Genomic DNA, 16,404 nt, shown 5'->3' on the forward strand with positions numbered 1-16,404 from the left:
TCATGAAGACAAGAACGATTACAGCGATTATAGCTATGGCAATATTTTTACCGGTAGTTGTTTATGGTAAATTACCACTGCTAATTATGGCGTATTTATTGGCGATAGTTGCACTTAAAGAAGTATTAAATATGAAAAACATAAAACTATATTCACTGCCAGGAATATTCAGCGTAATAGCGCTTTGTTTAATTATGTCACCGGAAAAAAGTAAACTTGTTTCACTCGATTACCAAGTTCCGTTTTTAATATTAATCAGTTTAATTATGCTGAGTTATACTGTAATGAGTAAAAATAGATTTAACTTTGTTGATGCGGCGTTCTGTATGTTAGCTGTAGCGTATGTCGGTATTGGATTTATGTACTTTTATGAGACGCGTAACAATGGTTTAATCTACATATTATTTGCATTGTTAATTGTTTGGGTAACGGATACTGGAGCTTACATATTCGGAAGATTATTCGGTAAAAATAAACTATGGCCTGAAATAAGTCCGAATAAAACGATAGAAGGATTTATCGGTGGTATATTATGTTCAACAATTATTGCTGTCATATTTAGTTTGAATTACGATATGCCTTTATCGATGATTCCACTAATTTTAGTGACATGGTTATTTAGTATGTTTGGTCAGCTGGGTGATTTAGTTGAAAGTGCATTAAAACGTCATTTCGATGTTAAAGATTCTGGTAATTTATTACCAGGACACGGTGGTATACTCGATAGATTCGATTCATTTATTTTCGTATTACCGTTAATGAACATCTTATTAATCAGTTTCAAATAATACAATATAATACATTACACTTAAATGGTTTTTAATATACGAATCGTTTAAGTGTTTTTTTATTATGATTTATAAATTTATGTTAGAATATAGCTATTAAACGTAAAAAAGGTGAAGTAATGAAAAATATAGGAATTCTAGGTGCTAGTGGATCGGTTGGAACGCAAGGTCTGGATATTATTAGACAGTTCCCTGAGCAATATAAACTTGTAAGTTTTTCAGTAGGGAAAAATACAGCTCTCGCAAACGAAATAATAAAAGAATTTAAACCTGAAATTTGCTGTGTTCAAAGTGAATCAGATATTCAAAAAATTGAAGATCAATCTATCAAGATTGTATACGGTAATAAAGGATTACTGGAAATTGCCGCATATCATAAAAATGACATGCTGCTGAACTCAATTATGGGTAGTGTAGGCTTAAAGCCAACAGTTCACGCCATAGAGCATGGCGTTGACATAGCACTTGCAAACAAGGAAACGCTCGTTGTTGCAGGTGAAATCATTATGCAGCTGGCACGTGAACATGATGTTAATATTATACCGGTGGATTCTGAACATTCAGCGATTTTTCAATGTTTAAATGGTGAAGAACATAAAAATATTGAGAAATTAATAATTACAGCAAGTGGTGGATCTTTCAGAGATTTAACACGTGAACAGATAAAAGATGTAACCGTACAGGATGCCCTGAATCATCCGAACTGGTCAATGGGTAAGAAAATTACGATTGATTCTGCTACGATGATGAATAAAGGGCTTGAAGTTATAGAAGCAAAGTGGCTGTTTAATATGCCAATTGAGAAAATTGAAACGCTATTGCATAAACAGAGCATTATCCATTCGATGGTAGAATTTAATGATACGAGTGTTATTGCTCAGCTCGGTACACCGGATATGCGTATGCCGATATTATATGCATTCAGCTATCCTGATAGGTTGCCACGAGATGCAGAACGATTGGATTTAGCAGCTATCGGTCAGCTTGATTTTAAAGCGATGGATTTTGAACGTTACAAATGTCTTGCACTTGCATATGAAGCGATTAAAACAGGCGGGACGATGCCTGTTGTGATGAATGCAGTCAATGAAGTTGTCGTACAGCAATTTCTCGATGAAGAAATTGGATTTCTGGATATCGAAACGATTATTGAACGAGAAATGCACGCACATGACGTAATTCAAAACCCTGATTTAGATACGATTCTTGAAATAGATGCGAAATATAAGTCTAGAAAGTATGAGGTGTAACGATGGTAGGATTTTTAGCCTTTATATTTGTTTTTGGATTACTCGTTACTGTGCATGAGCTCGGTCATTTAATATTTGCAAAACGTGCGGGTATTATGTGTCCGGAATTTGCGATAGGAATGGGACCGAAAATTTTCTCGTATAAAAAGAATGAAACGTTATATACGATCAGATTATTACCTGTCGGTGGCTATGTGATGATGGCTGGAAGTGGAATGGAAGAAAATCCGCTTAAACAAGGAATGCAAGTTGATGTTAAGCGTAATGATGAAGGTGAAGTTACGCATATTATTCTTGATGATCAGCATCAGTTTCAGCAGATTGAGCAATTAGAAGTAATCGACAGTAATTTTGATGATGCGATGTTTATTGAAGGTGTGAATCAATATACGAATGAACAAGAACGACTTAATATTGCAGAAACTGCATACTTTGTGCGTGAAGGTGATTTAATACAGATTGCACCACCAAGCAGACAGTTCAGAACAAAAAAACCTTGGCCGAAGTTTTTAACGTTATTTGCAGGGCCGTTTTTCAATTTCCTATTAACGTTAGTGCTATGCATTATTATAGCGTTTATAGTTGGATCGCCTACAAATACAGTTGGTGAAGTTGCGAAAGATTCTCCTGCTTTATCTGCTGGACTCAAACCAGGCGATACAATTGTTCAGCTTAATGATGAAAAAATTGACTCATTCAGAGATATTAAGTCTTATTTACAGAATAACGGAGACAAATCCGTTTCAGTAACTGTTGAGCGTGATGGTAAAAAAGAAACGTTGCAGCTTAAACCAGCTAAAGTTGAAGCGAAAGTTTCTAAAACGAAAACTCAGACATCATATCAGATTGGTTTCATGCCGAAGAAAACTTTTTCATTAACAGACCCATTTATAGATGGATTCAATGAGACGATGCGTTACGCAACATTAATATTTACATTACTGATTGAGCTCTTTACATCAATTTTTACAGGTAGCTTTTCATTTGATATGCTTAACGGGCCGGTCGGTATATATAAGTTCACGGATTCTGTAGCACAGCAAGGGTTTCTACCATTACTTGGACTTGCTGCGATGCTTTCTGTAAATATTGGGATCATGAATTTAATTCCGATTCCGGCGCTGGATGGCGGTCGAATATTATTTGTATTGTATGAAGCGATTTTCAGACGTCCAGTCAACAAACGTGTTGAAATGATTATTGTTGGTGCTGGTGTCGTATTTATGTTCTTTGTTATGATTATGGTAACATGGAACGATATATCTAGATATTTCCTTAAATAAACAGCAGTTTGCTGTTTATTTTTTTGTTTTATTAATCATTAATTTATTATATGATATAAGTATTATAGATTTTAGGAGGCAGCTATGAAACAGAGTAAAATGTTTATTCCAACATTAAGAGAAGTCCCAAGTGATGCTGATAGTAAGAGTCATCAGTTATTATTAAAAGCAGGAATGATTAAACAAGTCGCAAGTGGTGTATATAGTTACTTACCGATTGCTAAGCGTGTGTTAAATAAAATCGAGTCAATCGTTCGTGAAGAGATGGAAGCGATTGATGGTGTAGAAATATTAATGCCTGCCTTACAGCCTTCTGAACTTTGGAGTGAGTCTGGTCGCTGGCAAAGTTATGGTGCTGAACTTATGCGTATGACTGATCGTCATGGTCGTGAGTTTGCACTTGGGCCAACACACGAAGAGATAATTACTTCACTCGTTCGTGATGAATTAAAGTCATACAAGAAATTACCGGTAACATTGTTCCAGATTCAGAACAAGTTCCGTGATGAAAAACGTCCGAGATTCGGTTTATTACGTGGTCGTGAATTTATTATGAAAGATGCTTATAGTTTCCATGCAAATGAAGCATCTCTTGATGAAACGTATCAGGATATGTATGATGCATATTCGAAAATTTTCACGCGTTTAAACTTACAGTTCCGTCCGGTTATTGCAGATAGTGGTGCAATCGGTGGTAGTCATACGCATGAGTTTATGGCGCTTGCTGAAATTGGTGAAGATACAATTTGTTATACGGATGGTAGTGATTATGCTGCAAACATTGAGAAAGCAGAAGTTGTATATCACCCAAATAAGAAACATACTGAAATTCAGGATTTAGAGAAAGTTCATACTCCTGGCGTTAAAACAGCTCAACAGTTAGCGGATTTCTTAAATCGTAATTTAGATGAAATTGTGAAATCTATGATCATTAAAGTGGACGATCAGTTTGTAATGTTCTTAATTCGTGGTCATCACGAATTAAACGATATTAAAGTGAAATCATTCTTTGGAACTGAGCATGTTGAAATGGCGACAGATGATGAAATACGTTCAATCTTAAATGCTAGCCCAGGTTCTTTAGGACCAGTCGGTGTAGATAAAATTGACATATATGCAGATAACAGCGTTCAGGATTTAAATAATTTAGCTGTCGGTGCAAACGAAGATGACTATCATTTTGTAAATGCAAATATTGAGCGTGATTTCAAAATTAAAGGTTTTGGTGATTTCCGATTCATTTTAGAAGGCGAACCTGCTGCTGACGGTAGTGGTCCTATCAAATTTGCAGAAGGTATTGAAATCGGACAAGTATTTAAATTAGGTACGAAGTATAGTGAGAGTATGAATGCGACGTTCTTAAATGATCAGGGACGCGCTGAGCCGATGGTAATGGGTTGCTATGGTATTGGTGTATCACGTACGTTATCAGCTGTTATTGAGCAGCATCATGATGATAAAGGAATTATATGGCCTACATCCATTACACCATTTGAAGTGCATATTATTAGCGTGAATCCAAAACAGGATGCACAAAAGCAGCTTGCAGATACTTTGTATGATACGTATCGTACACAATATGAAGTTTTATATGATGACCGTGCTGAACGTGCTGGTGTTAAATTTAATGATGCAGATTTAATCGGTATTCCGGTACGTGTTGTTGTTGGTAAACAAGCAGCAGAAGGTATTGTTGAAGTTAAAAACAGACGTACGGGCGAAGCTGTTGAAGTACATGTAGATGCATTAAGCGAAACGATTCAATCAATTTATACATCATTTGAATCATAATTTGATATAATGAATAATAAAAGTAATACGCAGTTGCGTGTTACTTTTTCATTTTGAAGGTGGTAAAGAACGTGACAATAACAAATAATGAAAAGTTTAAAGTATTGCTTAAACAGCTTCAAATAGAAGATTTATTTATTCTGCCTGATATAGATAAAGCGGAGTTGACAAAGATAGATGTATATAAAAATGACCGTAAATGGCATATGTACTTTAAATTTGAAACGCACCTGCCATATGAACTGTTTGCTTTATTAAAAGAAAAGATTAAAGAACATTTTGAACATATTGCAGCTGTAACATTCGAAATTGAAGTCAGAGACGCACTGGATACAGATAAAGTTCGCGCGTACATCCCTTATGCTATCGGTGAAACGAATATGAGTCCAAGTCTTAAACATCAGTTAAACAGTAAAAGTTTTACGTTTAGTGGAGATGTACTTAAGTTTAATGTGACGAATGATATTGAAAAAGTGCATTTTGAAAAGAATTGTAATGGCGCTTTATTAAAGGCGTTTAAAAACGTCGGGTTTAATGTTACGCAATGTGTATTCGAAGTTTCACATAATGATGCTGAAGCAGAGTTGGCCTCACTTGAAGCATACATTCAGGAAGAAGAAGAGAATCATAGCAAGATTATAAGAGAAAAAATGATAGAGCGTGAAAAACAACGTAAAGATGACGATAGTCCTGAAATTACGAAGTGTCAAATCGGTAAACCGATACAGGTGGAACAAGTTAAACGTATTGAAAGTATTATAGAAGAAGAGTATAAAGTAGCACTTGAAGGTGTTGTATTCGATATTGAGATTAAAGCGCTGAAAAGTGGTCGTCATATCGTTCAGCTTAAAATTACAGATTATACAGATTCATTAATTGTAAAAATGTTTACTAGAAAAGGTAAAAATGATCTGGAACATTTTGAGTCATTGAAAATAGGGGACTGGATTAGATGTCAAGGTCGTATTGAAATGGACACGTTTGTAAGAGACCTTGTTATGATGATGGAAGACGTTGAAGCGATCAAAAAGCCGGAGAAAAAAGATAAAGCTGAAGAAAAACGCGTAGAGTTCCATTTACATAGTGCGATGAGCCAGATGGATGGTGTGACGCATATCAGTAAATATGTTGCCCAAGCTGCTAAATGGGGACATAAAGCAATTGCGGTCACTGACCATAATGGATGTCAGGCATTTCCTGATGCGCATGCTGCTGCTAGTAAAGCGGGTATCAAAATGATTTATGGTGTAGAAGGTATGCTTGTAGATGATGGGGTTGCAATCAGTTATAAACCACAGAATATTCCTTTGAAAGATGCAACGTATATTGTATTTGACGTTGAAACGACAGGTTTAAGTTCGCAATATGATAAAATCATTGAGCTTGCCGCAGTTAAAGTTAAGGGTGGAGAAATTATTGACAAGTTTGAGCGATTCAGTAATCCGGGAGAACGATTAAATGAAACTATTAAAAATTTAACTGGAATTACAGATGATATGCTTGTCGATGCACCTCCGATTGAAGAAGTACTAAATGATTTCAGAGCGTTTGCAAAGGACGCAATCTTTGTCGCTCATAACGCAAGCTTTGATATGGGCTTCATTGATACAGGGTTTGATCGTCTCGGATATGGACCAACAACAAATGCTGTTATCGATACGTTAGAATTATCCAGAACAATAAATACAGAGCTTGGAAAACACGGTCTTAACTTTTTGGCGAAGAAATATGGCGTCGAACTTACTCAGCACCATAGAGCGATTTATGATGCAGAAACAACTGCGCATATTTTCGTGAAAATGTTAAAGCAGATAGAAGAACTGGGCGTTACGAACCACAATGAAATTGATGCAAAGTTATCTAATAAGGATGCATATAAACGTGCACGACCGATGCATGTTTCATTAATCGTTCAAAATAAGCAGGGATTGAAAAACTTATTTAAAATTGTAAGTGATTCAATGGTTGAATATTTTTACAGAACACCTCGTATACCACGTTCTTTATTAAATGAATATCGTGAAGGTATATTAGTTGGTAGCGCGTGTGATAATGGAGAAGTGTTCACTGCAGTAATGCAGAAGGACCAGGATGAAGTAGAAAAAATCGCTAAGTTTTATGATTATCTTGAAGTCCAGCCAAAAGCGCTTTATCAGCATTTACTGGATAAAGATTTAATACGCGATAATGAGACGATGGAAGAAATTTATAGTCGTATCATTGCAGTCGGTGAAAAACTCAATATTCCAGTAATCGCTACTGGGAATGTACATTACTTAAACGAACACGATAAAATTGCACGTGAAATTCTTATCGCTTCAAATCCAGGTAACCCATTGAACCGACAAACATTACCTGATGCACACTTCAGAACGACTGGCGAAATGCTCGATGCTTTTCATTTCTTAGGTGAAGAGAAAGCATACGAGATTGTTGTTAAGAACACGAACGAACTAGCAGATCGTATTGATACGGTTGTGCCAATTCAGGATAAATTATTCACACCGAATATTGATGGTGCAAACGAAGAGATTCGTGAGATGAGTTATGCACGTGCGCGAAGTATATATGGAGATGAGCTTCCAGAAATTGTAGTAGCCAGACTAGAAAAAGAACTGGAAAGTATTATCGGGAATGGTTTCGCAGTTATTTATTTAATCTCACAAAAACTTGTAAAGAAAAGTTTAGATGATGGCTATCTTGTAGGAAGTCGTGGATCAGTTGGTTCCAGTTTCGTTGCAACGATGACTGAAATTACAGAAGTAAATCCATTACCGCCACATTATATTTGTCCAAAATGTAAATCGAGTCATTTCTTTGAAGATGGTAGTGTAGCAAGTGGTTTTGACTTACCAGATAAATCATGTCCAACTTGTAACGTGCCGTATATAAAAGAAGGTCAGGATATTCCATTTGAAACGTTCTTAGGATTTAAAGGTGACAAAGTACCCGATATCGATTTAAACTTCAGTGGTGAATATCAACCGGTCGCACATAATTATACGAAAGTACTGTTCGGTGAAGATAAAGTATTCCGAGCAGGTACAATTGGTACGGTTGCCGAGAAAACAGCGTTTGGTTACGTAAAAGGGTATATGAATGATGCAGGTGTTCATAAACGCGGTGCTGAAATTGATAGACTTGTTAAGTCATGTACGGGTGTGAAACGTACGACAGGACAGCACCCGGGGGGTATTATCGTTGTACCGGATTATATGGATATATATGATTTTACTCCGATTCAGTATCCAGCAGATGATCAGTCAAGTGCATGGAAGACGACACACTTTGACTTCCATTCTATACATGATAACCTACTTAAGCTTGATATATTAGGACACGATGATCCGACGATGATCCGTATGTTACAGGACCTATCTGGGATGGATCCAAAAACAATACCAGTTGACGATAAAGAGACGATGAAAATATTCTCAAGTCCGGAATCACTCGGTGTAACTGAAGATGATATATTATGTAAAACAGGTACGCTTGGGGTTCCGGAGTTTGGTACTGGATTCGTAAGACAAATGTTAGAAGATACGAAACCTTCTTCATTCAGTGAGCTTGTTCAAATTTCAGGTTTATCACATGGAACGGACGTATGGCTGGGCAATGCTCAGGAGTTAATTAAAAGCGGAACGTGTGATTTAAGTTCTGTTATCGGTTGTCGTGATGATATCATGGTCTATTTAATGTATGCAGGTCTGGAACCTTCGCTAGCGTTTAAAATTATGGAATCCGTACGTAAAGGAAAAGGGTTATCAGATGAATTTGAAGCTGCGATGCGTGAAAATAACGTACCAGAATGGTATTTAGATTCATGTAAAAAAATTAAATATATGTTCCCGAAAGCCCACGCTGCGGCATATGTTTTAATGGCAGTGCGAATTGCGTACTTTAAAGTACATCATCCACTTTATTACTATGCAAGTTACTTTACAGTTCGTGCAAGTGACTTTGACTTATTGACGATGACGAAAGATAAACATACGATAAAAGCAACTGTAAAAGATTATTACAGTAGGTTTCACGATCTTGCGAAGAAGGAAAAAGATGTTCTGACCGTGCTTGAAATTACGAATGAAATGGCACAACGAGGATTTAAAGTACAACCGATTTCTTTAGAGAAAAGTACTGCATTTGAATTCATCATTGAAGGGGATTCATTAATACCACCGTTTATTGCAGTACCAGGTCTCGGCGAGAACGTAGCAAAACGTATCGTTGCAGCACGTGAAGAAGGGCCTTTCCTATCTAAAGAGGAACTGAATAAAAAAGCGGGTGTATCACAAAAGATCATCGAATATTTAGATGAGCTTGGAAGTTTATCAGGTATGCCTGACAAAGCACAACTCTCAATATTTGATTTGTAATCATTTGAAGAAATCATTCGTTTATGTTATGATTTAATTGTTAAAGAAAATACTCTACTAGCGAAAAGAGTGGGAATTCCCGCTCTTTTCTTACGTTTATGTTAGGAGGATTATATGAGTAAAGTTACAGAACGTGTAGAAACGATTTGTCAGCCTATTGTTGAAGCCCTTGGATTTGAACTTGTTGATGTGGAATACGTGAAGGAAGGTCCGGATTTTTATTTACGTATCGCTATTGATAAGCCGGGGGGCATTGATATTAGTGACTGTGCAATTGCGAGCGAAAAAATTAGTGAAGTGATGGATAAGGAAGATCCAATTTCAGAAGCATACTTCCTTGACGTATCATCACCTGGTGCTGAACGTCCGCTTAAGAAAGAGAAAGATTATATTAACGCAATCGGAAAAAATGTTTACGTTAAACTATATGAGCCAATTGAAGGCGATAAAGAGTGGATTGGTGAACTAAAATCCGTTACTGAAAACACGATTTTAATTTCAGCTAAAATTAAAACAAGAAAGAAAGAGATAGAAATTGACCGTAAACGTATCGCAAAGATTCGTTTAACCGTCATTTTATAGGAGGCAGCTATGAAAAATAACGAATTATTAAATGCGATTGATTTCCTTGAAAAAGAAAGGTCAATTCCACGTGAAGTATTAATTGAAACAATAGAAGCGGCGTTAATTACTGCTTATAAAAAGAATTACAACTCTGCTAATAACGTACGCGTTGAGTTAAATATGGACAACGGTGCATACCGTGTATACTCTCGCAAAGATGTTGTTGACGAAGTTTCAAATCCAAGAGAACAAGTGAGTCTTGAAACAGCATTACTTTCTAATCCAGCATATGAAATCGGAGATATCTTTGAAGAAGACGTTACACCGAAAGATTTCGGTCGTGTTTCTGCACAAGCTGCAAAGCAAGCTGTATTACAACGTTTACGTGATGCAGAGCGTGGTATTTTATACAATGAGTTCATCGATAAAGAAGATGATATTATGACTGGAATTATTGACCGCGTCGATCACCGCTATGTTTATGTAACTTTAGGAAAAACAGAAGCTGTATTATCTGAAGCTGAAAGAAGTCCGAACGAAGTTTATCGTCCAACTGAGCGTATTAAAGTGTATGTAAACAAAGTTGAGCAGACAACTAAAGGACCACAAATTTTCGTTTCGCGTAGCCACCCTGGATTGTTAAAACGTTTATTTGAACAGGAAGTTCCTGAAATCTTTGATGGTACAGTTATCGTTAAATCTGTTGCGCGTGAAGCGGGTGACCGTTCTAAGATCAGCGTTTACTCTGAAAATCCTGATATCGATGCAGTTGGTGCATGTGTAGGTACTAAAGGTGCACGTGTTGAAGCGGTTGTGGAAGAATTAGGTGGAGAAAAAATCGATATTGTTGAGTGGAGTGCAGATACGAAAACATTCGTAAAAAATGCATTAAGCCCATCTCAAGTAATAGAAGTGTTAGTTGATGAAGAAAATCAATCGACAACAGTAATTGTACCAGATTACCAATTATCACTTGCAATCGGTAAAAAAGGTCAGAATGCAAGACTTGCTGCAAAACTTACAGGTTGGAAGATCGACATTAAATCAGAAACAGATGCTAAAGAAGCGGGCATTTATCCTGAAGAATAGGGGGACTTTTATGAAACAACGTAAAATACCCATGAGAAAATGTATACTATCAAATGAGATGAAACCTAAACAAGAGATGGTTCGTGTCGTAAAAAATAAAGAAGGCGAAATATTCGCAGATGCTACCGGCAAACAAAATGGTCGTGGAGCATACGTTTCTATGGATTTAGAGATTGTGAATAAAGCACGTGAAAAGAAAAAACTTGAACAGTATTTTGAAGCTGATACTGAAACATTAAATCCGGTATATGATGAAATTATTCGTTTAATCTATAGAGAAATGATACCGAAACGATGACTTCAAAAGATAAATTATTAAATTTATTAGGTTTAGCAATGCGTGCGAGAAAGCTATCTACCGGAGAAGAACTCGTACTGAATGATGTGCGTAGTAAACGTGCGAAGCTAGTAATTATTTCAACGGATGCATCAAATAATACAATAAAGAATGTTTCGAACAAATGTCAGTCATACAATGTACAGCTTGAGCAAGTATGTACAAGATATGAACTCGGTTATTCGCTCGGCAAGGATGCTCGTGTGACGATAGGCATACTTGATGCTGGATTTGCGAAATCAATGAAGGATTTGATTCGGGACATGAATGAGGAGAGAAGCTATGAGTAAAAAAAGAATATACGAATATGCAAAAGAAGTTAGTTTAAAGAGTAAAGATATTATCGATGCTTTAAAGAAAATGAATATTGAAGTATCAAGTCATATGCAGGTAATTGAGGCGAAAGAAATTACTGCATTAGATAAAATCTTTAAAAAATCAGAAGAGAAAGCTGAAGCGAAGATAGAACAAAAAGCTGAAGCTAAAACAGAAGTGAAAAAAGAAGAACAAAAAGTAGAGAAGAAACAAAACAATCAAAGTAAGCCACAAAATAATAACCAGAAACGTAATCCTAATCATAGACCAGGCAGCAATAATAAACCTGGTACTGGTGGGCCTAATAAAAACAAAAAAGGTAAGGGTAAAGGCAAACAAAAACCTGAACCAAAACAAGAGGCACCTGTCGTTAAAGAAACACCTTCAAAAATTACGTATGAAGAAGGTATTACTGTAGGTGAACTAGCAGAAAAATTAGGAAAAGATGCTTCTGAAATCGTTAAAAACTTATTTATGGTTGGTATTATGGCAAACATAAACCAATCATTAAATGAAGAAGCAATTGAGTTAATTTGTGATGAGTATGGTGTAGAAGCTGAATTAGAAGTAGTTGTAGATGCAACTGATTTAGAAACATACTTTGAAGATGTAGATGCAAATGAAGAAGATATTATGGAACGCCCACCTGTTGTTACGATCATGGGGCACGTTGACCACGGTAAAACAACATTACTGGACTCTATCCGTAATACACGTGTAACTGCTGGAGAAGCTGGTGGTATTACACAACATATCGGTGCTTACCAAATTAAACATAATGATAAACCAATTACATTTTTAGATACACCAGGTCACGCGGCATTTACAACAATGCGTGCACGTGGTGCGAAAGTAACAGATATTACAATCTTAGTAGTTGCAGCAGATGACGGTGTAATGCCACAAACAGTTGAAGCGATTAACCACGCGAAAGCTGCAGAAGTACCGATTATCGTTGCTGTTAACAAAATTGATAAACCGACAGCGAATCCAGATCGCGTTATGCAAGAATTAGGTGAGCACGGTTTATATCCTGAAGATTGGGGCGGAGATACAATTTTCGTACAAATCTCTGCGATTAAAGGTGACGGAATTGAAGATTTATTAGAAATGATTCAGCTTGTAACTGAAGTTGAAGAATTAAAAGCAAATCCGAAACGTACAGCAATCGGAACTGTTATTGAAGCAGAATTAGATAAATCTCGTGGACCTGCAGCATCATTACTCGTACAGGATGGAACACTTGAAATTGGTGATTCTATTGTAGTCGGTAATACATTCGGACGTGTTCGTGCGATGGTTAATGATCTAGGTAAACGTATTAAATCTGCTGGCCCATCATTACCAGTTGAAATTACTGGATTACAGGATGTACCATTAGCAGGAGATCGATTCGTTGTATTCAAAGATGAAAAACAAGCGCGTCGTATCGGTGAAGCACGTCAGCAACAGAACATTTTAGCACAACGTCAGGAATCTCAAAAAGTTTCACTTGATAATTTATTCGAACAGATGAAACAAGGTGAGATGAAAGACTTAAATGTTATTATTAAAGGTGACGTTCAAGGTTCTGTAGAAGCATTAGCAGCTTCACTTATGAAAATTGATGTAGACGGCGTAAATGTTCGTATAATTCATACAGCAGTTGGTGCGATTAATGAGTCTGACGTTACATTAGCATCAGCATCTAATGGTATTATAATCGGATTTAACGTACGCCCGGATGCAAATGCGAAACGTGCTGCTGAAGCGGAAAATGTAGATATGCGACTACACCGCATTATTTATAAAGTTATCGAAGAAATTGAAAGTGCGATGAAAGGGATGCTTGATCCTGAATTCGAAGAGAAAGTTATCGGTCAGGCTGAAGTTCGTCAAACGATCAATATATCTAAAGTTGGTACGGTTGCAGGATCTTATGTTACAGAAGGTAAGATTACACGTGACTCACAAGTACGTATCATCCGTGATGGTATCGTCGTTTATGAAGGTCAAGTTGATGCGCTTAAGCGTTTCAAAGATGACGTTCGTGAAGTAGCACAAGGTTATGAGTGCGGTATCACGATTGAAAACTTCAACGATGTTAAAGAAGGCGACATATTTGAAGCTTTCGTAATGGAAGAAATTAAGAGAGTTTAATACCGCATGGTTAAGCTATTTCTGAGAGTTGAAAGAAGAGAAGACTAAACTATTTAAATTACACTTTCAATGAAATTTCAGAAAAATTTAAGATGCGAGATTGCAACTCATCAAAAGTTTAAAGAAGTATGATATTGTAAACTACAATTTAAAAACACTTTACTATTTAATTAAAATAATTTAATTAATAGTGAGGTGTTTTTTTGTGTCTAAAAGATTAAATTCGAGAAGACTTAGAAAAGTTGAAAAGGTTGGAGATTTTGAAAAAATTAAACATATCGTTCTTGAAGATAAAGAATTACAAAACTTATCTAGAGCGACTATCATTAATTACAATAAAGTATTTACATCTCTCAGTATATTCTTTGATGAAATTGATGATCCATTGCAAATAACTGAAAAACAAGCTAGAGAATATATCAGGTATTTAAAGAACGAGCATATTCATTATAGGGATAAACTACGTCATAAAAATGAAGTTAGAGGACTAAAAGCAAGTACAATTAACACATATATTAAGTTATGCAAGTCGATTTATCAGACTTTACTTGAATTAAATTATATTGAGAGTAATCCATTTAAAGATATTAAATGTTTAAAAAGACAGAATGAGCGTATAAAAACGATACCCCCTGAAGACATAAATAAATTATTAAATTCATTAGACACAAGTTACTATACAGATTTCAGAATGTTTACAGCGATTCATGTATTTCTTGATACATTCGGGAGGATAGATGAAGTTTTAAATATAAAGATATCAGATATTGATTTTGATAAACGCTCTATTTACTTTCCGAATACAAAGAATAACGAAGGTAGGTATGTGATGTTTAGCTTAAAGACAAAGAAATTATTAGTAGAATTGATTGACGAAATGAGAGATTACAATAATGATTACGTATTTTTAGCAGTTGACGGTAGTAAATTTACTAATCAGGCATTTAGAAATCAATTAAAAAAGTATTGCAATGAATACAATATAAAAACAAATATAACTCCTCACATGTTTAGACATACCGCATCAATGTTGTTTCTTGAGAATGGTGGGAACATTAGAGTGTTACAAAAGATATTGGGACATAAAAAGTTAGCAACTACTGAAATATACGCACATGTTTCAGAAGACTTAATGACGTTACAACAAGAAAACTATAGTCCTTTAGATCAAGTACTTGGGAAACAAAAGAAATACACAAGAGATAGAAGTAAAAGATTAAAATAAATAGAAGTTAAGGAGAAGATACAAATGAACAATAATAAAGTTATTACATTTACATTGGTAGTAGAAGATTTAAGTGACAAACAAATTAATATAATAGAGTCAAATCACATTGAAGATGTTGTTACACTTCTAAGATATAGTGAAGAAGAACAGACAGTTACATTCAAAGGGGAATTGCTAACAGGTATAACAATTGAAGATTTTCATTAGATTTGTTGACACTGATTAATATCAGTGTCTTATTTAATTTGGTATTAAATTATAAATAAGTCTAAACGTAGAAACATTAAAGCAATCTCACTTATGTATACTATAAGTAAGATATAAATCAAAATCATACAGAATAAACTCACTTCAGTAGTCAACAAGACAAAGTAAGTAGATAACATTCAGAAATAAATGAAGTCGTGAGATTACATAAATCTATGTTGCTAGAAGATTAAAACAACGTATCAGATCATTACGTTCTTGAAGCAATATAAAGCACATAACATTGAATTGTAATCAATCAATAGAAATCATTAATAAGTTGATAACGTTCGATATACGTTAGATATGAAGCTACAAGACAGTAGATAAGCTAATGAAAGAAATGATTACTTCAGCTTCAGCAGGACATCACACGATATGTTTATTTAATGTTTAGAGAGCGTTCAAGAGCATGTAATGAATTATGATATTAATCATTTTGAATATCTAAAAGTCGCTCAGATTTGATTTATAGAGTGAATAAGAATATATCTGAAGTTATGAAATTGAGATATTAAAAGAATGATTTTATTGAGATTATTTAAAAAACAAACTTGTATGTACATGTATAGACAGTTGAGCATATCTCATTTGTTATAGAAATTTTCGAAAACGATATGAAAATAGACTAATTCAGAAAGTAAGAATGTTGTCATATCAACGTTTGTAGCACCTGATAAAATGCGAGTTTACTAAAATTTTAATTATTTCCCAACTTTAAAATTGTTATAAAGTCCTTGCGGAATAAGAGTTTAGAAGCGGTCTAAAGTTTGGGAAATATATTCAAAATGAATTTCTAATATTTCAGCAGTATTTGAAACGTAGTCATTTTTTGCTTGTAGAACACTTATAAAGTGATGTTTTTAAGCATGGTAGATTTATATCAAGAATAGACGAAAAGGCTTGTTATACCGCTTCAAATTGTGTTTTTCAGTATGAAATAGATTTCTTTAGCAGGGAGGGTATTAAAAGATTATTACGTTTTGAATTGAGTGATA

12 protein-coding genes are annotated in these 16,404 nt (G+C 35.2%); all 12 read left to right on the forward strand.

Annotated features, from left to right (window positions below; genetic code table 11):
* Window positions 1–2: 2 nt before the first annotated feature.
* The 12 genes from LAU42_RS04890 (at window position 3) to LAU42_RS04945 (ending at window position 15,367) form a co-directional block, all read left to right on the forward strand.
* Window positions 3–788, forward strand: coding sequence for a phosphatidate cytidylyltransferase (locus LAU42_RS04890; protein WP_224184564.1), 786 nt, complete (start codon window positions 3–5; stop codon window positions 786–788).
* Window positions 789–907: 119 nt separating this feature from the next.
* Window positions 908–2,038: a 1-deoxy-D-xylulose-5-phosphate reductoisomerase gene (gene dxr / locus LAU42_RS04895; RefSeq protein ID WP_224184565.1), complete on the forward strand. Its 1,131-nt coding sequence runs from the start codon at window positions 908–910 to the stop codon at window positions 2,036–2,038.
* Window positions 2,039–2,040: 2 nt separating this feature from the next.
* Window positions 2,041–3,321: an RIP metalloprotease RseP gene (rseP, locus tag LAU42_RS04900; RefSeq protein ID WP_224184566.1), complete on the forward strand. Its 1,281-nt coding sequence runs from the start codon at window positions 2,041–2,043 to the stop codon at window positions 3,319–3,321.
* Between the two features lie 84 nt (window positions 3,322–3,405).
* The gene (locus LAU42_RS04905; RefSeq protein ID WP_224184567.1) at window positions 3,406–5,112 is read left to right on the forward strand and encodes a proline--tRNA ligase; all 1,707 of its coding nucleotides are present in this window, start codon (window positions 3,406–3,408) and stop codon (window positions 5,110–5,112) included.
* 71 nt (window positions 5,113–5,183) lie between these two features.
* On the forward strand, window positions 5,184–9,488 hold the full coding sequence (locus LAU42_RS04910; RefSeq protein ID WP_224184568.1) for a PolC-type DNA polymerase III: 4,305 nt from the start codon (window positions 5,184–5,186) through the stop codon (window positions 9,486–9,488).
* A gap of 114 nt (window positions 9,489–9,602) precedes the next feature.
* Window positions 9,603–10,070 carry a ribosome maturation factor RimP gene (rimP, locus tag LAU42_RS04915; protein ID WP_224184569.1) on the forward strand — a complete coding sequence of 156 codons (468 nt, stop codon included), beginning with the start codon at window positions 9,603–9,605 and terminating at the stop codon, window positions 10,068–10,070.
* A 9-nt stretch (window positions 10,071–10,079) separates the two neighbouring features.
* Window positions 10,080–11,141, forward strand: coding sequence for a transcription termination factor NusA (gene nusA, locus LAU42_RS04920; RefSeq protein ID WP_224184570.1), 1,062 nt, complete (start codon window positions 10,080–10,082; stop codon window positions 11,139–11,141).
* Between the two features lie 10 nt (window positions 11,142–11,151).
* Window positions 11,152–11,439 carry an RNase P modulator RnpM gene (rnpM, locus tag LAU42_RS04925; protein WP_224184571.1) on the forward strand — a complete coding sequence of 96 codons (288 nt, stop codon included), beginning with the start codon at window positions 11,152–11,154 and terminating at the stop codon, window positions 11,437–11,439.
* A complete protein-coding gene (locus tag LAU42_RS04930; RefSeq protein ID WP_224184572.1) occupies window positions 11,436–11,768 on the forward strand; it encodes a YlxQ family RNA-binding protein in 333 nt (110 codons plus the stop codon). The genes rnpM and LAU42_RS04930 overlap by 4 nt, the downstream gene beginning before the upstream one ends.
* Window positions 11,761–13,932 (forward strand): translation initiation factor IF-2, encoded by a 2,172-nt coding sequence (infB, locus tag LAU42_RS04935; RefSeq protein WP_224184573.1) that lies wholly within the window; start codon window positions 11,761–11,763, stop codon window positions 13,930–13,932. The genes LAU42_RS04930 and infB overlap by 8 nt, the downstream gene beginning before the upstream one ends.
* Window positions 13,933–14,122: 190 nt before the next feature.
* On the forward strand, window positions 14,123–15,157 hold the full coding sequence (locus LAU42_RS04940) for a tyrosine-type recombinase/integrase (protein ID WP_224184574.1): 1,035 nt from the start codon (window positions 14,123–14,125) through the stop codon (window positions 15,155–15,157).
* 24 nt (window positions 15,158–15,181) lie between these two features.
* The gene (locus LAU42_RS04945) at window positions 15,182–15,367 is read left to right on the forward strand and encodes a hypothetical protein (RefSeq protein WP_224184575.1); all 186 of its coding nucleotides are present in this window, start codon (window positions 15,182–15,184) and stop codon (window positions 15,365–15,367) included.
* The last annotated feature ends 1,037 nt before the right edge of the window (window positions 15,368–16,404 follow it).

It is taken from the genome of Macrococcus armenti (genome assembly GCF_020097135.1).
Lineage (GTDB): Bacteria > Bacillota > Bacilli > Staphylococcales > Staphylococcaceae > Macrococcoides > Macrococcoides armenti.

Excerpts from the sequence above, each read along its gene's own strand:
- rseP (WP_224184566.1), top strand. The coding sequence starts at position 2,041 with ATGGTAGGATTTTTAGCCTTTATATTTGTTTTTGGATTACTCGTTACT.
- infB (WP_224184573.1), top strand. The coding sequence starts at position 11,761 with ATGAGTAAAAAAAGAATATACGAATATGCAAAAGAAGTTAGTTTAAAG.
- LAU42_RS04930 (WP_224184572.1), top strand. The coding sequence starts at position 11,436 with ATGACTTCAAAAGATAAATTATTAAATTTATTAGGTTTAGCAATGCGT.
- LAU42_RS04945 (WP_224184575.1), top strand. The coding sequence starts at position 15,182 with ATGAACAATAATAAAGTTATTACATTTACATTGGTAGTAGAAGATTTA.
- nusA (WP_224184570.1), top strand. The coding sequence starts at position 10,080 with ATGAAAAATAACGAATTATTAAATGCGATTGATTTCCTTGAAAAAGAA.
- dxr (WP_224184565.1), top strand. The coding sequence starts at position 908 with ATGAAAAATATAGGAATTCTAGGTGCTAGTGGATCGGTTGGAACGCAA.
- rnpM (WP_224184571.1), top strand. The coding sequence starts at position 11,152 with ATGAAACAACGTAAAATACCCATGAGAAAATGTATACTATCAAATGAG.
- rimP (WP_224184569.1), top strand. The coding sequence starts at position 9,603 with ATGAGTAAAGTTACAGAACGTGTAGAAACGATTTGTCAGCCTATTGTT.
- LAU42_RS04890 (WP_224184564.1), top strand. The coding sequence starts at position 3 with ATGAAGACAAGAACGATTACAGCGATTATAGCTATGGCAATATTTTTA.
- LAU42_RS04905 (WP_224184567.1), top strand. The coding sequence starts at position 3,406 with ATGAAACAGAGTAAAATGTTTATTCCAACATTAAGAGAAGTCCCAAGT.